General features: G+C 50.8%; 17 protein-coding genes. 1 reads left to right on the top strand and 16 read right to left on the bottom strand.

Features of this window, described 5'->3' with window-relative positions:
• Positions 1–9: 9 nt before the first annotated feature.
• The 10 genes from B9Z32_RS09845 to B9Z32_RS09800 all read right to left on the bottom strand — a co-directional run bounded on the left by B9Z32_RS09845 (position 10) and on the right by B9Z32_RS09800 (position 10089).
• Positions 10–1170, bottom strand: coding sequence for a PQQ-binding-like beta-propeller repeat protein (locus tag B9Z32_RS09845; RefSeq protein ID WP_108421253.1), 1161 nt, complete (start codon positions 1168–1170; stop codon positions 10–12).
• On the bottom strand, positions 1167–1832 hold the full coding sequence (locus B9Z32_RS09840) for a tetratricopeptide repeat protein (protein ID WP_108421252.1): 666 nt from the start codon (positions 1830–1832) through the stop codon (positions 1167–1169). The genes B9Z32_RS09845 and B9Z32_RS09840 overlap by 4 nt, the downstream gene beginning before the upstream one ends.
• Positions 1833–1845: 13 nt before the next feature.
• Entirely contained in the window at positions 1846–3174 is a 1329-nt protein-coding gene (gene hisS / locus B9Z32_RS09835) for a histidine--tRNA ligase (protein ID WP_108421251.1), read from the bottom strand.
• Between the two features lie 5 nt (positions 3175–3179).
• Positions 3180–4460, bottom strand: coding sequence for a flavodoxin-dependent (E)-4-hydroxy-3-methylbut-2-enyl-diphosphate synthase (gene ispG, locus B9Z32_RS09830; protein WP_108421250.1), 1281 nt, complete (start codon positions 4458–4460; stop codon positions 3180–3182).
• Between the two features lie 14 nt (positions 4461–4474).
• Entirely contained in the window at positions 4475–5092 is a 618-nt protein-coding gene (locus B9Z32_RS09825) for a RodZ family helix-turn-helix domain-containing protein (protein ID WP_158268204.1), read from the bottom strand.
• A 298-nt stretch (positions 5093–5390) separates the two neighbouring features.
• Complete coding sequence (rlmN, locus tag B9Z32_RS09820) at positions 5391–6536, bottom strand: 23S rRNA (adenine(2503)-C(2))-methyltransferase RlmN (protein WP_108421248.1); 1146 nt, start codon at positions 6534–6536, stop codon at positions 5391–5393.
• 57 nt (positions 6537–6593) lie between these two features.
• Complete coding sequence (gene ndk / locus B9Z32_RS09815; RefSeq protein ID WP_108421247.1) at positions 6594–7019, bottom strand: nucleoside-diphosphate kinase; 426 nt, start codon at positions 7017–7019, stop codon at positions 6594–6596.
• Between the two features lie 116 nt (positions 7020–7135).
• On the bottom strand, positions 7136–8293 hold the full coding sequence (locus tag B9Z32_RS09810; protein ID WP_233248236.1) for a pseudouridine synthase: 1158 nt from the start codon (positions 8291–8293) through the stop codon (positions 7136–7138).
• A complete protein-coding gene (scpB, locus tag B9Z32_RS09805; protein ID WP_108421245.1) occupies positions 8286–8924 on the bottom strand; it encodes an SMC-Scp complex subunit ScpB in 639 nt (212 codons plus the stop codon). Before scpB ends, B9Z32_RS09810 begins: the two co-directional genes overlap by 8 nt.
• Before the next feature lie 148 nt (positions 8925–9072).
• The gene (locus B9Z32_RS09800) at positions 9073–10089 is read right to left on the bottom strand and encodes an RluA family pseudouridine synthase (protein WP_369909937.1); all 1017 of its coding nucleotides are present in this window, start codon (positions 10087–10089) and stop codon (positions 9073–9075) included.
• Between the two features lie 32 nt (positions 10090–10121).
• Between B9Z32_RS09800 and B9Z32_RS09795 the strand changes: the two genes are divergently transcribed.
• The gene (locus tag B9Z32_RS09795; protein WP_108421243.1) at positions 10122–10919 is read left to right on the top strand and encodes an outer membrane protein assembly factor BamD; all 798 of its coding nucleotides are present in this window, start codon (positions 10122–10124) and stop codon (positions 10917–10919) included.
• Here the strand turns inward: B9Z32_RS09795 and B9Z32_RS09790 are convergent.
• The 6 genes from B9Z32_RS09790 to B9Z32_RS09765 form a co-directional block, all read right to left on the bottom strand.
• Positions 10894–12909, bottom strand: a complete 2016-nt coding sequence (locus tag B9Z32_RS09790; RefSeq protein WP_108421242.1) for an ATP-dependent DNA helicase — start codon at positions 12907–12909, stop codon at positions 10894–10896. The genes B9Z32_RS09795 and B9Z32_RS09790 overlap by 26 nt on opposite strands.
• Positions 12906–13076: a hypothetical protein gene (locus B9Z32_RS14140; protein WP_158268203.1), complete on the bottom strand. Its 171-nt coding sequence runs from the start codon at positions 13074–13076 to the stop codon at positions 12906–12908. The genes B9Z32_RS09790 and B9Z32_RS14140 overlap by 4 nt, the downstream gene beginning before the upstream one ends.
• A gap of 212 nt (positions 13077–13288) precedes the next feature.
• Positions 13289–14386, bottom strand: coding sequence for a cell division protein ZapE (gene zapE / locus B9Z32_RS09780; protein ID WP_108421240.1), 1098 nt, complete (start codon positions 14384–14386; stop codon positions 13289–13291).
• 83 nt (positions 14387–14469) lie between these two features.
• Positions 14470–15897 carry a dihydrolipoyl dehydrogenase gene (gene lpdA / locus B9Z32_RS09775; protein ID WP_108421239.1) on the bottom strand — a complete coding sequence of 476 codons (1428 nt, stop codon included), beginning with the start codon at positions 15895–15897 and terminating at the stop codon, positions 14470–14472.
• A 12-nt stretch (positions 15898–15909) separates the two neighbouring features.
• Positions 15910–17157 carry a 2-oxoglutarate dehydrogenase complex dihydrolipoyllysine-residue succinyltransferase gene (odhB, locus tag B9Z32_RS09770; protein ID WP_108421238.1) on the bottom strand — a complete coding sequence of 416 codons (1248 nt, stop codon included), beginning with the start codon at positions 17155–17157 and terminating at the stop codon, positions 15910–15912.
• Positions 17158–17201: 44 nt separating this feature from the next.
• Positions 17202–20072, bottom strand: a complete 2871-nt coding sequence (locus tag B9Z32_RS09765) for a 2-oxoglutarate dehydrogenase E1 component (RefSeq protein WP_108421237.1) — start codon at positions 20070–20072, stop codon at positions 17202–17204.
• Positions 20073–20115 lie beyond the last annotated feature (43 nt).

Raw genomic sequence — 20115 nt, 5'->3', positions numbered from 1 at the left:
AGCAGTGCTTTATTCAGCACGCAAGGCTTGAACCAAGCCGCTACGGGTGACAACAACCCAGTTTTGTCCAACACGAACAGGTGTCATTGCGACGCCAGAGGCGTCAACTTGTATGCGGCCCACGATTTGACCGTTGTTGGCATCGAGCCAATGAACCCAGCCCAGCGCGTCGCCAACAATCAACTGACCAGATTGCCAGTTGAGAGCAGTTGGCCCCCGAAATCTCAATACTTCTGATTGCCATGCGACTTGACCACTGCCAGCTTGCCAAGCCACCAGTTTGCCGTCAGATTCTGAACCGAAAACGGCGACTTCATTGGCACTTAAACCAACATGGCCTTGGGCCGCACGTGACCAGAGATTGCTCCCCTTCATTGCGTCGATGCAAGTGACTGATGTCTGGAAAGAACGAGCGCAAACTACATTGTTGACACGCGAAACACCAGACACCAAATCGGTCAAACGTTCAATTTCATTCGTGCCACGAGAGGCTCCCATGTTGACCTCCCATCTCGCAACACCATTGCCAGGATTCATGGCAAGCAATCGGCCTGCGAAACCAACCAAAAGATTGTCTTGAAACGAAGTCAAAATACCCGATTGGTTTAAAACCAAGGGGTCGCCAGACCTCTGCTGACTCCACAACCTCTGACCGCTTGCGCCATCAAATGCCATCACAGTTCGGTTGGCCGTTAAAACAAACACACGTCCACCGGCAACCAATGGAGATGTGAATGAAGCAGCTGGTAGTTTGACTCGCCAAATCACTTTGGCTTGCGACATGGCAATCAATTCATTGGCTTGACTGATCACGGCAAAACGCTCACCGTCACCGCCAATGCCTGCGGCAATGGGTGTGTTCAAGGCGATTCGCCAAGTCTCGGCGCCATTGGCAGGATTGAGCAAACTGACCAAGCCAGAACTTGTGACCAAGGCCAACTGACCTGCGCTGAGGTTGTGACTCAGGTTGGCGCCAAAGGGACTGAGTTGGACAGACCAAACCTTTTGAGCTGTTACCTTCGCATTGAAATCAGCCAGAGCAGTCGGTTTGGGTTTATTGGGTGTGCTTGAACAAGCCACCAAGCCCAAAAGCAAAAAACCAAAGCATGCCTGAATTAAGCGCTTGGTCCATTTGCTACTGAACCCTGCTTGGCTGCTCACTGAATTCATGGCGATGTGCCTTTCTGTGGCTCTGGGTTGACACCCAGCGCATTCAATTTGGCGGTCACCAATCGTCTGTACTCTGGATTGTCTTCAAGCTGTCGCCATGCATCGCTGTAGGCTTTGATGGCATCTTGAGGTTTGTTTTGCACGGCATGAATATCGCCCTGTATGTCGGCGGCCAAACCAGCAAAAGCGGGGTCAAAAGGCTTGCTGAGCGTTTTGAGCGCCTGATCGTAAGACTTGTTTTGGGATTGCAAGTTGGCCAATCGCAAACGCGCCAGCTGTGCGCTTCCAGGATCAGAGGCCTTTTCACTCGCCCACTCAAGGGCGGCAGTGGCTGCCTCGGATTTATCACTCATCTGGAATGACTTGGCAGCCAACAAAGCAGATTGGGCGGCAAATGCGGTGCCAGGAAAACGATCTTTCATGTCATTCCATGCACGTTCGAGCTTGGCGACGTCACCTGACTGTGCTGACTTTTCGACTTCATCAAAAAGTGCAGAGGCCTTGGATGACTGTTGTCTCTGCCAGTATTGATAGCCGTTCCAAGCTGCATAGGAGCCCATCACCGCAATTAAAAGCCAGGTAATGACGTTGCCGTACTTCTTCCAAAAGTGCTTGAGTTCGTCAATTTGCTCTTGTTCTTCGAGGTTGAGTTGTGTTGCCATATTCAATTTTGATTCAATGTGGGAATTGTAGGCTGTGAGCCCATGTTTCCAAGTTGTCTAGAGATTCTGATCTTTGCGCGCCATTGCCATCTCGCAAAGACTTCACTGAAACTTTGTTTTGTGAGAGCTCATCGGCGCCAAAAATGAGGGCGTAGGCTGCGCCGCTGCCATCGGCTTTTTTGAATTGGCTCTTCATGCTGCCCACCCCTTCTCCAGAGCCAGCATGCATCTGAACCTTGATGCCTAAGCCACGCAAAGATCGGAGGTATTTCAAAACCAGGGGCAGAGTGCTTGCGTCCGGCACAATGGCGTAGGCATCGGGCACCGCATCGGGCGGCAGTGCGCCCTGCTCTTCTAGCAAAGCCAGAACTCGCTCGAGTCCTAATGCCCAACCCACGGCGGGCGCGGGCTTGCCGCCCACTTGCTCAATCAAATAATCGTAACGACCGCCGCCGCAGACAGTGCCTTGAGAACCCAATTGATCGGTGATGAACTCAAACACAGTGAGGTTGTAATAATCCATTCCGCGTACCAAACGAGGATTCAGGGTGTAGTGAACACCATTGATGTCCAGAATTTGTCTCAAGGCGTTGAAGTGAGCCAAGGAAACTTCGCCTAAAAAATCCATCAGCTTGGGCGCTGACTCAACCACGTCTTTCATGGCTGGATTTTTGGTGTCTAAAATTCGAAGCGGGTTGGTATACAAACGACGCTTGGCATCTTCATCGAGCAAATCTTGGTGCTTTTCGAAGTGTTGAATCAAGGCTGAACGGTGCGCCAATCTCTCTGGGGGTTGGCCTAGGCTGTTGAGTTCTAAGCGAACATCTTTCAGTCCAATGGCCTGCCATAAATCGTGCGCCAACAAAATGACTTCTGCATCAATTTCAGGCCCTTGAAAACCGAGAACCTCTGCGCCAATTTGATGAAATTGTCGATAGCGGCCCCGCTGAGGACGTTCGTGTCTGAACATGGGACCCATGTAATACAAACGCTTGCCGCCTTCGTAAAGCATGTTGTGCTCAACCACTGCTCGCACAACGCCTGCTGTGCTTTCGGGACGCAGGGTTAGGGCTTCACCATTCAATCGGTCTTCAAAAGAGTACATCTCTTTTTCAACGATGTCGGTTACCTCCCCCAAACCACGCACAAACAAAGCGGTAGGCTCAACGATAGGTGTTCGAATATTTCGATAGGCGTATTGAGCCATCAAGGTGCGGACCTTGCTCTCAAGCCACTCCCATTTGGCAGATTCGCCTGGCAGCACATCGTTCATACCCTTGACAGCAGTTAACTTTTTAAACGCGCTCAATTTAGAAGAATCTTTGGATTGAATGTCGGACATACGAATTAGGTAGTGGCTTTTGAAGTCGCGCCAAAACGATTGTCGATGTATTGCTCGACCAAAACTTGAAACTCTTGGGCAATGTTGTCGCCACGCAAAGTGAGTTTTTTCTCGCCATCAATAAAAACCGGCGCTGCTGGCGCTTCGCCTGTTCCTGGCAAACTGATGCCAATATCGGCATGCTTGCTTTCACCAGGTCCATTGACGATGCATCCCATCACGGCCAATTTTAAATTTTCAACGCCTGGGTAACGGCTGCGCCAGACCGGCATTTGGGCGCGCAGGAAATCATCGATTTGTTTGGCCAGTTCTTGGAAAGTGCTGCTGGTGGTGCGACCACAGCCTGGGCATGCCGTGACGCTGGGCACAAAGATTCGAAGACCCAAGGACTGAAGAATTTCAGAAGCGATCACAACCTCCTGAGTACGAGATTCGCCGGGTTGAGGTGTGAGCGAAACGCGAATGGTGTCTCCTATGCCCTCTTGCAGCAAGATAGACAAGGCAGTGCTGGAGGCCACAGTTCCTTTGGTTCCCATGCCCGCCTCTGTGAGGCCTAAATGCAATGAATAGTCTGTTCGTTTGCTCAATTCGCGGTAAACGGCGATCAAATCTTGAACGCCTGAAACTTTGCAAGACAAGGTAATTTGTTCACGCACCATGCCCATCTCGTGGGCTTTGTTGGCAGAAGTGATGGCAGAAGTAATGAGCGCCTCGTACATAACTTGACGCGACTCCCACGGCGTTGGGCGTTGGCTATTTTGGTCCATGAGTTCGGCCAACAACTCTTGGTCAAGACTACCCCAATTCACGCCAATTCGAATGGGCTTGTCCCAGCGCATGGCCGCTTCAATCATTTGGCCAAATTGAATATCGTGCTTTTCACCTTTGCCCACATTGCCAGGATTGATTCGGTATTTGGATAGCGCTTCAGCACATGCGGGATGGTCGCTCAGCAAGCGGTGACCGTTGTAGTGGAAATCACCAATGAGGGGAACGTCGATGCCCATCTTGTCGAGCTGATCTCGAATGTGGGGGACGGCCTCGGCCGCCTCAGGGGTATTGACTGTGATGCGAACCATTTCCGAGCCTGCCAAGGCCAGTTCTTTGACTTGAATTGCGGTGCCGATGACATCGACTGTGTCGGTGTTGGTCATGGACTGAACCCGAACCGGAGCTTGTCCGCCTACCGTGACAACTCGACTGCCCCAAACCACTCTGGATTGGAGGCTTTTTCGCGCCATCGGCGCTGCTGAAGGAATAGCTTGAGTGATGAGATTAGACGGCATGTGTGGGGATCCTCTCAATTCGAAGAATTTGAAACTGCGCTTGTATTGTTAGTGGAGCTGTTTGGGGCTGGGCTTTCAAAAACCATGGCTTTGGGAGGATCTGCTTGCTGATTCTCGGTGGCCACAGGTTCTTGGGCTGGGGGCATGGTGGGGATGACCTCTGTCACGGCAGCTTTTGGATTTGTTTGCAGGACCTTGAAATGCCATTCAGACGTATAGCCAAAAAGCAAAATGCCAGTAGCCAAAATGAGAAACCACCATTTAGGCCCACCAAAGGCAAGCCCCTTGGAAGAAAGACGGCTTCGATTGGATTGAGGGCCTGATTCGTTGTTCGGGTCGATCAAATGCAATGGCTTTAAACCATTGTTCATTTGAGGCATCAAAGACAAGACAGGTTCGGTGTCAATTTTTAAAATTCGACAAATTTTGGCAGCCAAAGCGCGCGCAAAAACGGGTTCATTCAGTTGATCGTATTGATCAGCTTCGAGTGCTTCAAGCTGCTTGATGCTGACTTTGAGGTTGACAGAAAGGACTGCCAAATGCAGCCCAGACTTTTCTCGAGCGGCTCTCAAAATGCCGCCAGCTGTAGCAGGCATGACTTGCATGGTTGGTACTTGAGGTGTTTGGGACATTGCCGATTCCTGGACAGGCTCAGTCATGACAAGCCTTGTCGGATAAGGCATGGCATTGAGCCAAATTTGAAAATCGAAGTACTAACATCTTGCCCCAAATTTTGTTTTTATAACAGCTTGATTTCGTCGTTCAGCTTGCTGAAATACGACACTATCCGATTGTGCACTCACAGAGGGAAAATCATTCAAATATTCGGCTATTTTCTCAGCTTCTGACGACTTTCCAACTGAATTTTGAAGGCTACAAGGACCAACCCTTAGAAAAACAGCTTGAACGGTGCAAAAAAACACCTAGGGTTCAATTTTGAGTGGACTTGGGATTAGACGGGTGCCAATGAAGTGGAACGGTCCGTTGCTGGGCAATACGACTAGCAACGTCTGTGCGGTCTTTGACGTCACCCGCCAACTGGCCACAGGCCGCATCAATGTCATCACCTCTGGTTTTGCGAACCGTGGTGACAAAACCAGCATCCAATAGAACAGATGCAAATTGCTGCACCGTTGCATCGTCTGACCGCAAGAGGCCAGACTCTTTGAATGGATTAAAGGGAATTAAATTGAATTTGCAACGCAAGCCGTTGGCAGCATGACGGCGTATGAGTTGAACCAACTCTTGAGCATGGGCAACTTGATCGTTCACACCCTTGAGCATGCAATACTCAAAGGTGATGAAGTCTCGCGGTGCTTTGCTCAGGTATAGCGTGCACTCTGCCAACAATTCAGCCAAGGGGTACTTGCGGTTGAGAGGTACCAAATTGTCACGCAAAGGATTGGTTGGCGCATGCAAGGATACTGCCAAAGCAACTGCGCAATCGGCAGAAAGCCTTCTCATCATGGGCACCACACCCGATGTTGAAACTGTAACGCGCCTTCGCGAAAGACCATAGCCATGATCGTCGAGCATGGTTTTCAATGCAGGTACAAGTGCACTGTAGTTTTGGAGTGGCTCACCCATTCCCATCATGACCACATTGGAGATGACACGGTCTGCTTGCTTGAGGTGCTGACGCAGAAAATGCTCAGCAAACCAGAGTTGTGCCAGTATTTCAGCGGTACTTAGGTTGCGGCTAAAGCCTTGGTGCCCAGTGGAACAAAAACGACATCCAACCGCGCATCCAGCTTGCGATGAAACGCACAAAGTACCGCGATCGTCCTCGGGAATGAAGACGGTTTCAACGGCATCTCCGCCGCCTACATCAAACAACCATTTGATGGTGCCATCTTTTGAAAATTGCTGCGAGAGAATTGGCAGTGCAGCAACGTGCGCATGAACCTTTAACTTCTCACGAAGTGATTTGGCGAGGTCTGACATGTCGTCAAAGCTAGACATGCCGCGCTGATGGACCCAACGGAAAAGCTGGGTAGCCCGAAAACGTTTTTCACCCAGACCTTCACAAAAAATGGCCAAACCTTCCTGGTCAAAATCGAGAAGGTTGGCCGTCATGGCGAAAGATTAAAAAGTTTAAGTTGCAAGCTCAGGGCAGGTGCAACTTAAATGAAATTAACGGGCGTAAACGTTCATGCCTGGAAAGAAGAAGCTGATTTCAACGGCAGCAGTTTCTGCGGCGTCTGAGCCATGCACAGCATTGGCATCGATGCTGTCAGCAAAGTCAGCACGGATGGTTCCAGGTGCTGCTTTCTTCGGATCGGTTGCACCCATGAGGTCACGGTTTTTGAGGATCGCGCCTTCGCCTTGCAAGGCTTGAATCATGACAGGGCCAGAAATCATGAACTCGACCAAGTCTTTGAAGAAGGGACGCTCTTTGTGAACAGCATAGAAGGCTTCTGCTTCACCGCGTGAGAGGTGCACCATTTTGGCAGCAACCACTTTGAGACCAGCGGCTTCAAAACGAGCGTAAATTTGTCCGATGACGTTTTTAGCAACGGCGTCAGGCTTGATGATGGAAAGAGTGCGTTCGATGGCCATGGAGAAATTCCTCAGATTTATTTTTAAAAGCCAACTATTCTAACCCGATCTAAGGGTTTCCCCATAGACGAAAAGGAATTGAAATCACCTGCGAAGGTAAGCGAAGGTCAGCGAACTTAGCGGCTACGGCCGCCATTTCTTCGGGGTCCACCAGACCTGCCGCCCGGGCCCTGCTCTTTGCGCTGTCGGCTAAAACTGTCGGCACCAATGTAACCCACAGAAGTTTTCATGGGGTCGGGTTGGGCATTCGAAGCCTTTGGTCCACGAGGCGCAGCCTTGTTGGCGCCAGATTTTTTTGCACCAAAGGCGCGGTTTCTCGGATTTCGAGGGTTTTGATTGCGTCGGTCTTGAGGGCGCTGATCGTGGGGATAACCGGCATCTTCACGAACTTGAGAGGCCTCGGCTTTGTTGGCGGCATGAGTCAAGGCCCGAATATCTGCTTCATCCAATTCCATAAATGTGCTGCGGCGAAGACCATGCGGCAAAACCATTGCACCATAACGAATTCTGATCAGACGGCTGACGGCGTGCCCCACAGCCTCCATCATTCGACGCACCTCTCGATTGCGACCTTCAGAGATGGTCACGCGGTACCAACAATTAGAGCCTTCACCGCCACCATTTTCAATGGAGCCGAATTGCGCCATGCCATCGTCCAGCATGACACCGTCCAATAACTTTTGCTTTTCTTCGTTGCTGAGCGCACCCAAGACCCGCACGGCATATTCACGCTCTAGGCCGAAACGAGGGTGCATTAAGCGATTGGCCAATTCGCCTGAGCTTGTAAAAAGCAACAGGCCTTCTGTATTCAAATCCAAGCGACCCACAGATTGCCATTTGCCATGTTGCAAGCGGGGAAGTTTCCGAAAAACCGTGGGTCTATTTTTGGGGTCGTCATGGGTCACAATTTCGCCAGCAGGCTTGTGATATGCAATGACTCGAGGTGGTGGTGGGTCGATGCGGATTCGAAGCGGTTTGCCATTGATTTTGACTTGATCACCATACTGAATTCGTTGACCAATGTGGGCGGGCTCGTTGTTGACCGAAATGCGACCTTCCAAGATGAGCTGTTCCATTTCCAAGCGAGATCCTAGCCCAGCTTGCGCAAGTACTTTGTGAAGTTTGGGAGACTCTGCCTGCGGGGGTAACACTCTTTTGGTTATCAGGGGAGAGATGACGCCTTCAGCTTCTTGGTCAAAATCTCCAGAAACCACATCCTCAATGGCAATGGGACGCAAAGGATCTTGAGACGGCGTCTCGGATGACTCATTCATGGGTCTTGCCTTCCGACGAATCGGGAGTTTCGGAAATATCGTTTTCATCCAAGGACAATGAAACCTGAGGACTGTCTTCTTGAGGAGAATTTAAGCTAGCCAAGATGGCTGCCTGACCATCGGCGTGGTTTAGCAATGGCAATTGATCGAGTGAGGACAAACCAAGGTCGTCCAAAAAATGGCGCGTGGTGGCATACAAACCTGGACGCCCCACAGATTCACGATGACCAATGACCTCCACCCAGCCTCGGTCTTCAAGTTGCTTCAAGATTTGAGTGTTAATAGTAACGCCGCGAATGTCTTCCATGTCGCCCCGTGTGACGGGTTGGCGGTAAGCAATGATGGCCAAGGTTTCCATCACAGCGCGGGTGTACTTGGGAGGTTTTTCTGGATTGAGCTTATCTAAATAAATTCGCAACTCGGGCCTGCTTTGAAAACGCCAACCCGTGGCCACAGAGACAAGTTCCAAGCCGCGTTCGGCCCATTCAAATTGGAGTTCTTCAAGCAGAACTTTAAGTGTGTCAGCGCCTAAGGCGTCATCGAACAAAACACGCATGTCACGCACAGTGACAGGCTGAGTTGAGCATAACAACGCTGTTTCAAGGACACGCTTGGCTAGCGCCGTATTCATGGTGTCTAACTTCCGGGAAAAATACGCCTGAAGCGCGAACTGAGACGCTGGCACCACTTAAATAATAAGCATGCGGGGGAAAGAACCCACCAATGCGTCCCATCAAATTGGGTTTTAGCCACTCTTTCGAGGAGCAAGGCCTGAGTTTTCAAGCTTTTTCATTGTAACTTAGGGACCAAGCTTGGCGCAAACTCTCAAAATCAGCCGGTAAAGGCGATAGAAAATCCATGGCTTGACCCGTGATGGGGTGATCGAAGGACAAACGTTCTGCATGCAGTGCTTGTCTTGGCATGAGGTTATGAATTGCCCCGCCATACAGCGTGTCGCCAACCAAGGGGAGTTTGAGCCAAGCCATGTGAACCCTTATTTGGTGGGTTCGTCCCGTTTCTAAGATGCAACGCACCAAGCTACCCTGCTCATTTTGGGACAGCACATGAAATTGGGTTTTTGCTACTTTGCCCGAGTGTCTGGTCAAATCAACAACTGCCATCCGAAGTCGGTTGGCAGGGTCACGACCAATGGGCAAATCAACAGTTTTCTGTTTGCTGCTCGTCCAAGGCCTGTCACTCATGGCCACATATTGGCGATGGATGTCTCTGGCCGCAATCTTTTGAACCAACGCATCCATGGCCAAGCGGTTCCTGGCCACAACCATCAATCCGCTGGTGTCTTTGTCAAGTCGGTGAACAATGCCAGCCCTGGGTAAATCTGTAAGCTGAGAATCTAAGCCCAAAAGGCCATTCATCAGTGTTCCAGACCAATTTCCCGGCGCTGGATGGACGACCAAGCCCGCTGGCTTGTCAATCACCCTCAGGTGAGCGTCTTCATAAACCACATGAAGGGGCATCTGTTCGGGCTTGAAGGCTTGGGATTGAGGCGTAGCCCTAAGTTCAATGGTCCAAACTTCTCCTGCTTTCACCTTCTGGGAAGATTTAGCCTGCTTGAGCCCAATATGAGAAACCGCACCATCCTCCAATAGTTGCTGCAAATAACTGCGAGAAAATTCTGGCACACCAGCCACCAACATCCGGTCAAGCCTTTGTCCATGAAGCTCGGGCGGCACAATCAGCTCCCTGACCTCAGCGCTTTTGGCTGACGAAGTTGCATTGAAAGAAGTTTCATCTTGAAACTCGTCTGTCTCGTCTAACTCAGAGTGGCTCGATATAATCAATTTGGTCTTTTTTCCAAGGTTGCCAGATGTTGAACATCAGATTATCGGTGCTTGCGCTAACTCTTTTCAGTTTAGCGGCCACTTTGCTGTCCGGATGCTCTAGCACCCCAACAGATCCTACAGAAGCTTGGACAACAGAGAAGCTTTACAAAGAAGCTCGCGACGAATCGGTTTCTGGCGCGTGGGATCGCGCGTCTAGCCTGTTTGAAAAACTGGAAGGCCGTGCTGCAGGAACGCCATTGGCTCAACAAGCACAAATTGAAAAAGCCTATGCTCAGTACCGATCCAATGAAAAAGTTCAAGCGCTTGCCACCCTGGATCGATTTTTAAAGCTCCATCCGGCCAGTCCAGCCGTTGACTACGCGCTGTACTTAAAAGGCTTGGTCAATTTCAATGAAGACTTGGGCTTGTTTTCCTTCGTGACCAAACAAGATTTGTCTGAGCGCGATCAGAAAGCAGCCAAAGATTCTTATGAATCTTTCAGAGAACTGGTGTCTCGATTTCCTGAATCTAAATATGCTTCCGATGCACGCCAACGCATGACCTATATCGTCAATTCATTGGCAGCTTATGAAGTTCATGTGGCTCGTTACTACCTCAGCCGTGGTGCTCATGTTGCGGCCATCAACCGAGCACAAGTTGCTATCACCGATTATCCAGGTGTACCGGCCAACAAAGAGGCATTGCAAATTTTGGTGAAGTCCTACGAGGCTTTGGGCATGAAGGAGTTGAAAGCAGACTCGCAGCGCGTACTAGAAAAGAACTATCCAGAAACCACAATCACACCCAGCAAAAAACCTAGCGCGTGGTGGAAGTTTTGGTAAGCAATTCAAGGGCAGCTGCAAACTCAATTTCGGTGTTGATTCGTCTCATGGGGGGCAAGCACGCCATGAGACGGCGGCCATAAGCCATACCAGTGAGGCGCGGATCACAGACCACCAAAAAGCCCTGGTCTTTTTCACTTCGAATTAAACGCCCTGCTCCCTGCTTCAAGGCCACGGCTGCTTCCGGAATGCTGTAATCAGAAAAAGAACTCTGGCCGGACAACTCTAGTCTTTGTGAACGAGCTTCAACCAAGGGGTCATTTGGTGGCGGAAACGGCAGCTTGTCAATCACAACCATTTGCAACGCTTCGCCTGGAACATCAAAGCCTTCCCAAAAGGATGCGGATGCAACCAAAACACATCCCAAGCCGCCCTGACTGGTGCCTTCCCTGAATCTTTCCATCAAACGACGTTTGGGTCCTTGCCCTTGCACCAAAATCTCCAATTCACCGCTATGCCCTAAAGAAGCGGTTAAGGATTCGCCTATTTGCCGCATGGCGTTCAAGGTGGTGGTAAGCACCAAGGTTCTGCCACCCAAGGTTCTTGCATGTTTTTCAACCCACTCGGCAACACGGCGTATGTGGCTTGCATCGTTGGGCTTGGGCATGGTTGGCGGCACATAAATAGCCGCCATGTTGGCGTAATCAAAGGGGCTTGCAACTCTGAGTTTGCGTGCATCACCCAATCCACAAGGCTGTGTAAACCAGCGCATTTCATCGTCTTCTCCCAGCGTGGCAGAAGTAAAGACCCAGGACTTTTGAACAGCGGAATCTTGCTCATTTTGAGCTGGTCGGTGCAGCATGTGTGTTTGTACGGCTTTAGAGATATCGAGTGGCGATTCAACCATGCGCATTTGCGCCCCAAGCTCGACCCAACGCACTGACCCATCTGCACAGGGATCTTGAAAATCTTGCAACAAGCGCAATTGCATCGTGACCCGTTCATGCAAACGCACAAAATCAGGGGCCATTTCGCTAACCGTATCAAGTGCAGCCAATGCCGCTTGCAGCGCAATTTGAAGCTGTGCCATGGCAGTCAACCAATCGGCAGTTTCAATGTCATCGGGTACTGGATCGACCCAACGCAAACGGGACCCGGCGCGAACATGCTGCGCAGTAAGACGCAAATCGCGTGCGGCTTTTTCAAGCACATTGCAAATCAAATTCCAATCAACAAGACCCCTAGCCAATTGAATACCCGCGCCCAAAATGTCGCGGGTCAGTTCTAGCAATTGGCTGATACTGAGATGGCGCCCTAAAAAATTGATTCCAATTTCATTCAACTGATGGGCTTCATCAAAGACTACTGTTTGAACCGATGGCAGCAACTCTGCCATACCCGTGTCGCGAACATTCAAATCTGCAAAAAACAAATGGTGATTGATGACCACCACATCGGCTGACATGGCTTCTTTGCGAGCTAAATTGACATGACAAGATTTGAAATTGGGACAGGGCGAGCCCAAGCAGTTGTCACGGGTTGATGTCACAAGCGGGATCACGGGTGAACGGTCGTCCAACCCAGACAACTCCGACAAATCGCCGGTGCGAGTGGATTGTGCCCATGTTTCAATTTTGCTCAGCGCATGCATGTGTATGCGCAATGAAGCATCGTGACTTTGTCTGGCTTGTGACAAGCGCAAGGTACACAAATAACTGCCTCGACCTTTTAACAAGGCAATCCGAATGGGTAACTTCAAGGCATCAATTAACTTTGGAATATCGCGCGAGAAGAGTTGATCCTGAAGAGCTTTGGTAGCGGTAGAGACCAATGCCCTTTGGCCGCTTAACAGAACGGGCACGAGATAAGCATAGGTTTTTCCGACGCCTGTGCCGGCTTCAACCACCAACTCTCCGCCACTTTGGAGAGTTTCGGCTACAGCCATGGCCATTTGCGTTTGACCTGCACGGGCTTTGAATTGGGGGGTTGCTTGCGCAATCACGCCCTCATCAGAAAAAGTAGCAGCGACTGCCTCAAGGAATTGTGTCAAGGAGGCGCCTTGTCATTGCTGCTATCAATGGTCTTGTCAGACAAGCGCTGACGGCGCTCAATCTCTTTGAGTGCTCTTTGCCGTGTATTGAGTTCAATTTCTCGTTGGTCTAAAGGTCTCAAACTTTGGTACTTTTGCTGGCGAACATTGGACAAACAATCATTCACGGCAAACTTCTGCCAACAAGCCTTGGAATTGGTTTGAAATTGATCAAAAACTTTCTTTTTTTCTTCAGCCAGAACCAATCGTTGGGCTTCAATCAAATTTGATTCAGACTGAGAGGGCAAATTTGATGCATCAGCTTGAGCCATGCTGAGCAAGCTGGAACATCCAAAAAACCCCAACAGAAAAACTTTGAACCAAAAAATCATTTTTGAAATTAGGTGATCTGGGTGTCTACCGTACGATGTTCAAGCGCCAAAAATTCAGACGATTGCATTTCATGCAATCTGGATATGGTTCTGGGAAATTCATGTGACAGCGGACCTTCTGTGTAAAGTGCCTCGGGCGCAACTTCAGCTGAAAGAATCAATTTAACACGTCTGTCGTAGAGAACATCGATGAGCCAAGTAAATCGCCTTGCTTCTGATGCCAGCCGAGGAGGCATCATAGGTACATTGCTCAAAAGCACCGTGTGAAACTGTGTGGCAATTTCCAGGTAATCGTTTTGTGACCTAGGGCCACCACAGAGGGATCTGAAGTCGAACCAAACCACGCCGCCAGCTCGCCGTTTGGCTGTAATTTGGCGTGCTTCAATGTTCAAAATAGGATTTTCATCTTGGCCACTGGCCAGCCGATTGAATGCGTCTGTCATTTCAAGGTCAGCAGATTCACCCAATGGACAATGGTAAAGCTTGACCAGTTCAAGGGTGCGACGTCGGTAGTCGGTGCCGTTGTCGACGTTCAATACTTCCATGCGCTGGTTCAGCAACGCAATCGCAGGCAACAAGCGATCGCGGTGCAAGCCATCGGGATACAAATTGTCGGGTTTGAAATTGGACGTGGTGACAAAGCTCACGCCATTTTCAAACAGCGATACCAACAATCGATGCAAGATCATGGCATCGGTAATGTCAGCCACGTGAAATTCATCGAAGCAAATGAGTTGGTAGCGCTTGGCCATGCGTCGCCCCAGTTCATCCAAGGGATTGACTGTGCCTTGCATTAAGGCCAGCTCGCGATGCACTTCGCGCATGAACTCGTGGAAGTGCAAACGTGTTTTATCTTTGACTGGGACCGCGTTGTAAAAGCAGTCCATCAAGAAACTCTTGCCACGACCCACGCCGCCAAACATGTAAACGCCTCGCGGCAGTTCTGGCTTCTTCTTTAAGAATCTGAATGGGCTTTTGATGCTCACTTGATAGCCTGCCCATTCTTGCGCACATCGCTCCAAAGCCTCAACGGCTCGCAATTGAGCGGGGTCAGCCTGATAGCCTCTGTTCAGAAGTTCTTGGTCGTAGGCTGATCGAACGGACATGGGCAAAGCTTAAAAAATGGATCTTTGGAATGAGAAAACCCGGGTCTGGCCCGGGCTTCATAGTGTAACGAGACTTGAAAAACTTAGAAGTTCAAGGTCCGTTTGTCGACAGCCAAAGCAGCTTCTTTGGTTGCTTCGCTCAATGAAGGGTGCGCATGGCAGATTCTGGCAATGTCTTCGGCACTGGCACGGAACTCCATGGCCACCACAGCCTCAGAAATAAGCTCGCTGGCCATGGGACCCACAATGTGGACACCCAAGATTTCGTCGGTTTTGGCATCGGCCAAAAACTTGACCATTCCGGTGGTATCACCCAAGGCACGCGCACGGCCATTGGCCAAGAATGGGAACGTACCCGCTTTATAGGCCACGCCATCGGCCTTGAGTTGCTCCTCGGTGCGGCCCACCCACGCAATTTCGGGGCTGGTGTAAATGACCCAAGGGACGGTGTTGAAGTTGACATGGCCGTGTTGGCCGGCAATGCGCTCGGCCACAGCAACGCCCTCTTCTTCCGCTTTGTGCGCCAACATAGGGCCACGCACCACGTCGCCTACAGCCCATACACCTGGCAAGTTGGTTTTACATTCAGCGTCGACCACAATGGCGCCCCGCTCGTCCAGCTGAAGGCCAACCGATTCAGTGTTCAAACCGATGGTGTTGGGTACACGGCCAATCGACACGATCAATTTATCGGCATCAATGCTTTGGGCTTCACCTTTGGCATTGGTGTAGGCCACTTTGACGCCTTTTTTGCCGCTTTGAATCTCACCGACTTTGACGCCAAGTTCAATTTTCAAACCTTGCTTGTCGAAAGCCTTTTTGGCTTCTTTGGCAATCTGTTGGTCGACCGCACCCAAGAAAGTGGGTAAACCTTCCAAGATAGTGACTTCAGAACCTAAACGGCGCCAAACAGAACCCATTTCTAAACCGATGACGCCAGAACCGATGAGCACCAATTTTTTGGGCACAGCGCCGACCTTCAAGGCGCCGTCGTTGGACAACACATTGACTTCATCAAAGGGCGTGCCTGGCAAAGCACGAGCATTGGAGCCTGTGGCCACAATGATGTTCTTGCCAGTCAAGGTTTCGTTGGCTGCACCCGTGACATTCACTTCATAGCCGCCTTCAACAGCTTTGCTGAATGCAGCGCGTCCGTGGAAGAAGGACACTTTGTTCTTTTTGAACAAGTACAAAACACCGTCGTTGTTTTGCTTCACAACGTTATCTTTGCGGGCAATCATCTTGGCCACATCCATGCTGACACCTTTCATCTCAATGCCATGATCGGCAAAGTGATGATTGGCTTGCTCGAAGTGCTCAGAAGATTGCAGCAATGCTTTGGAAGGAATGCAACCGACGTTGGTGCAGGTGCCGCCCAGAGCGGGACCACCAGAGGCGTTTTTCCACTCATCGACACAGGCGACTTGAAAACCCAATTGGGCTGCGCGAATGGCGGCAATATATCCGCCTGGGCCGCCACCAATGACGACCACATCAAATTGTTTGCTCATGCTAATAGATCCTTAGATGTCAAACAACAAGCGCGATGGATCTTCCAACGCTTCTTTCATGGCCACCAAGCCCAACACAGCTTCACGGCCGTCAATGATGCGGTGATCGTAAGACATGGCGAAATAGTTCATGGGGCGAACCACCACTTGACCGTTTTCAACCATGGCGCGATCTTTGGTAGCGTGCACGCCAAGAATGGCGGACTGAGGTGGGTTAATAATGGGAGTAGACATCATGGAGCCGAAGGTGCCGCCATTGGAGATGGAGAAGGTACCGCCAGTCATGTCTTCAATGCCCAACTTACCGTCTTTGGCTTTGGCGCCAAACTCTGCAATTTTCTTTTCAATGTCGGCAAAGCTCATTTGATCGGCGTTGCGCAAAATAGGCACCACCAAACCGCGGGGTGAACCTACAGCAATACCAATGTCAAAGTAACCGTGGTACACGATGTCGTTGCCATCAACAGAGGCATTGAGCACGGGGTATTTCTTCAAAGCATGCACAGCCGCTTTAACGAAGAAGCTCATGAAGCCCAACTTGATACCGTGTTCTTTTTCGAACTTGTCTTGGAAGCGCTTGCGCATGTCCATGACGGGCGCCATGTTAACTTCGTTGAATGTGGTCAAGATGGCGTTGGTTGATTGCGATTGCAACAAACGCTCGGCTACACGTGCGCGCAAGCGTGTCATGGGCACGCGTTGCTCTGGACGCTCGCCCAAGTTAACAGCAGGTGCTGCAACTTGCGGCAATGATGTTGTAGGCACGCCAGTTGGAATAGACACTTGGGCAACAGGCTTGGCTCCGCCGGCCACGGCAGACAACACATCACCTTTGGTCACACGGCCGTCTTTGCCAGAACCGGATACCGATCCCGCGGCCAAATTGTTGTCGGCCATTAGCTTGGCGGCAGCGGGCATGGCCACGCCAGCCATGCTGGAGTTTTGAGCTGCGGGGGCAGCAGCAGGTGCGCTGGCGGCAGGTGCAACTGCAGTGGCAGGTGCTGCAGCAGCAACTTTGCCGTCTGTATCAATGCGCGCAATGAGTTGCTCAGCAGCCACGGTGCCACCATCGCCCACCAAGATTTCAGACAACACACCTGCTGAAGGCGCAGGCACTTCCAACACCACTTTGTCGGTTTCAATTTCGATCAAGATTTCGTCGGCGGCAACACTGTAGCCCACTTTCTTTTTCCACTGCAACATGGTGGCTTCTGCCACGGACTCAGACAGCTGAGGAACTTTCACTTCTACGATAGCCATTTCAATTCTTTCTAAATAGGTTCAATCGATGTTTGAGTCAGACCTTATTTGGTCAACACAAAGCCTTTAATTTTGCCGAACGCGCCGTCAACCAAGGCTTTTTGTTGCTCTTGGTGGAGGTGTGAGTAACCCACAGCAGGCGATGCAGAAGCGGCACGGCCGGAGTAACCCAAGCGCTGACCTTCTGTCATGTTCTCGTGGATGTAATGCTGAACAAAGAACCATGCGCCTTGGTTTTGTGGCTCGTCTTGCGTCCACACCAATTCGGTTGCATTGGGGTACTTTTTCATTTCGGCAGCAAAGGCCTTGTGAGGGAATGGATACAGTTGCTCAACACGCAAAATAGCGGTGTCGTCGGCACCCAGTTCTTCCCGCTTTTTCACCAAGTCGTAGTAGACCTTGCCTGAACACACCAACACACGTTTGACCTTGTCGGCCTTGAGTGTTTTGTTTTCAGGGATCACCGTTTGGAAGCCACCTTTGGTGAATTCAGACAAAGGTGATGTGGCATCTTTGTTGCGCAGCAAAGACTTCGGTGTGAAGATGATCAATGGCTTGCGCAAATTGCGAACCATTTGACGACGCAACACGTGGAAGATTTGGCTGGCGGTGGTTGGCTGAACAATTTGCATGTTGGTATCGGCCGCCAACTGCATGAAGCGCTCCAAGCGCGCAGAACTGTGCTCTGGGCCCTGTCCTTCGTAGCCGTGTGGCAACATGAGCGTGAGGCCATTCACACGTCCCCACTTCACTTCGCCTGAAGCGATGAACTGATCAATTACCACTTGTGCGCCGTTGGCAAAGTCACCAAATTGAGCTTCCCAAATGACCAAAGTGTTAGGGTCGTTGGAAGCGTAGCCGTATTCAAAACCAAGCACAGCTTCTTCTGACAAAATCGAATCGATCACGACAAAAGGCGCTTGGTTTTCCGCCACATTTTGCAAAGGCACGTAGGTGCCTGTATCCCACTTTTCACGGTTTTGATCGTGAATCACGGCATGACGGTGCGTGAACGTACCGCGACCGCAATCTTCACCCGACAAACGCACTGGGTAGCCACTGGCCACCAAAGAAGCGAAAGCCATGTGTTCGCCCATGCCCCAATCGACTGGCATGTCACCTCGGCCCATGGCCGCACGGTTGTCGTACACGTTTTTAACCAACTGGTGAGGCGTGACAGAGCTAGGCAAAGTCGTGATTTTTTCGGCAATCCGTTTCCACTCCGGCATGGGGATGGCTGTAGATCCAGCATCTGTCCACTTTTGGTTGAGGAAAGGTGCCCAATTGACGGTGAATTGCGTTTTGAAGTTGGTCAAGACCACTTCTTGATCGGTGTGCTTGCCTGCATCCAAGGCGGCGCGGCAAGCCTTGACCATGTCGTCACCCAATGTGTCACCCAGGCCTTGTGATGCCAAGCGATCGGCGTACAACTTACGGGTACCGGGGTGGGCCGCAATTTTCTTGTACATCAAAGGCTGTGTGAGGCTAGGCGTGTCTTGCTCGTTGTGACCCAATTTGCGGAAGCAAATGATGTCAAGCACGACGTCTTTCTTGAACGTCATGCGGTACTCAAGCGCAATTTGCGTGGCCAACACGACGGTCTCTGGATCGTCTGCATTGACGTGCAAAACAGGCGCTTCGACCATCTTCACGATGTCCGTGCAATAGACGGTAGAGCGCATGTCGCGTGGATCGGAGGTGGTGAAACCAATTTGATTGTTGATGATGATGTGCACTGTGCCGCCTGTGGAGTAACCACGGGTTTGAGCCAGAGCCAGTGTTTCTTGGTTGACGCCTTGGCCAGCAAAAGCAGCATCGCCGTGCACCAACACGGGCAACACTTGTTGACCTTGTGGGTCGGCACGGCGGTCCATTCGGGCGCGCACAGAGCCTTCAACCACTGGGTTCACAATTTCAAGGTGTGAAGGGTTAAAAGCCAAAGACAAGTGAACAGGACCGCCACGGGTGCTGATGTCAGAGCTGAAACCTTGGTGATACTTCACATCACCAGCAGGCAAATCTTCGGGGGCGGTGTGATCAAACTCAGCAAACAAATCCTTGGGCAATTTGCCCATGGTGTTGACCAGTACATTCAAACGACCGCGGTGAGCCATGCCAATCACAATTTCTTGGACGCCTTTTTCGCCAGCAGACTGAATGAGTTCATCCATGGCAGCAATGAAAGTCTCGCCGCCTTCCAATGAAAAACGTTTTTGACCTACGTACTTGGTGTGAAGGAAACGCTCCAAGCCTTCGGCTGCTGTTAAGCGGTCGAGAATTTGTTTCTTCTGATCTGAATTGAAGTTGGGTTTGCTGCGAATACTTTCCAGCTTTTGTTGCCACCAGCGCTTTTCAGCTTGCTCGGTGGTGTACATGAATTCAGCGCCCAAAGTGCCGCAATAGGTTGCACGCAATGCATTGAGCAACTCGCGCAATGGCATGGAATTTTTACCAAAGAATGTGTTGCTGGTATCAAACACAGTTTCTTGGTCGGCATCGGTAAAGCCGTAAAAAGCGGGGTCGAGATCTGGAATGTCAGGACGCTCTGTGCGCTTCAATGGGTCGAGATCGGCCCAGCGTTGACCCACGTTGCGATAGGCTGCAATCAGTTGTTGTACAGCGGTGCGCTTACGGCCCATTTCGGCATCGGCACTGGCCATGACGACTTTGGTAACACCTTGTTTGGCACGCTCAGCAAAAGCATTGATGACGGGCAAATGGGGGACATCTTTGGCAGATGAGCCATCGACAGCAGGTACGTGTTGGAGGGCGTCGAAGTATTCGCGCCAACTGTCGGGAACACTGCCAGGGTTGGCCAGATAGTTCTCATACATTTCCTCGACATAAGGCGCATTGCCGCCGAAGAGATACGTGTTGCCTTGGTAGGCGGCGTAGACGGATTTTGTCTCACTCATTTTTCGCTGACCTTCGCTCCCCTTCAGGGAGCATTAGTTGGTT

The organism is Limnohabitans sp. MMS-10A-178, assembly GCF_003063375.1.
Classification (GTDB): domain Bacteria; phylum Pseudomonadota; class Gammaproteobacteria; order Burkholderiales; family Burkholderiaceae_C; genus Limnohabitans_A.
The sequence above is the reverse complement of the archived record's forward strand: the minus strand, read 5'-3'. Positions and strand labels throughout refer to the sequence as shown.

Excerpts from the sequence above, each read along its gene's own strand:
- odhB (WP_108421238.1), bottom strand. The coding sequence starts at position 17,157 with ATGGCTATCGTAGAAGTGAAAGTTCCTCAGCTGTCTGAGTCCGTGGCA.
- ispG (WP_108421250.1), bottom strand. The coding sequence starts at position 4,460 with ATGCCGTCTAATCTCATCACTCAAGCTATTCCTTCAGCAGCGCCGATG.
- scpB (WP_108421245.1), bottom strand. The coding sequence starts at position 8,924 with ATGAATACGGCGCTAGCCAAGCGTGTCCTTGAAACAGCGTTGTTATGC.
- zapE (WP_108421240.1), bottom strand. The coding sequence starts at position 14,386 with ATGTCCGTTCGATCAGCCTACGACCAAGAACTTCTGAACAGAGGCTAT.
- rlmN (WP_108421248.1), bottom strand. The coding sequence starts at position 6,536 with ATGACGGCCAACCTTCTCGATTTTGACCAGGAAGGTTTGGCCATTTTT.
- B9Z32_RS09825 (WP_158268204.1), bottom strand. The coding sequence starts at position 5,092 with ATGTCCCAAACACCTCAAGTACCAACCATGCAAGTCATGCCTGCTACA.
- hisS (WP_108421251.1), bottom strand. The coding sequence starts at position 3,174 with ATGTCCGACATTCAATCCAAAGATTCTTCTAAATTGAGCGCGTTTAAA.
- B9Z32_RS09810 (WP_233248236.1), bottom strand. The coding sequence starts at position 8,293 with ATGAATGAGTCATCCGAGACGCCGTCTCAAGATCCTTTGCGTCCCATT.
- ndk (WP_108421247.1), bottom strand. The coding sequence starts at position 7,019 with ATGGCCATCGAACGCACTCTTTCCATCATCAAGCCTGACGCCGTTGCT.
- B9Z32_RS09765 (WP_108421237.1), bottom strand. The coding sequence starts at position 20,072 with ATGAGTGAGACAAAATCCGTCTACGCCGCCTACCAAGGCAACACGTAT.
- B9Z32_RS09840 (WP_108421252.1), bottom strand. The coding sequence starts at position 1,832 with ATGGCAACACAACTCAACCTCGAAGAACAAGAGCAAATTGACGAACTC.
- lpdA (WP_108421239.1), bottom strand. The coding sequence starts at position 15,897 with ATGAGCAAACAATTTGATGTGGTCGTCATTGGTGGCGGCCCAGGCGGA.
- B9Z32_RS09795 (WP_108421243.1), top strand. The coding sequence starts at position 10,122 with ATGTTGAACATCAGATTATCGGTGCTTGCGCTAACTCTTTTCAGTTTA.
- B9Z32_RS09845 (WP_108421253.1), bottom strand. The coding sequence starts at position 1,170 with ATGAATTCAGTGAGCAGCCAAGCAGGGTTCAGTAGCAAATGGACCAAG.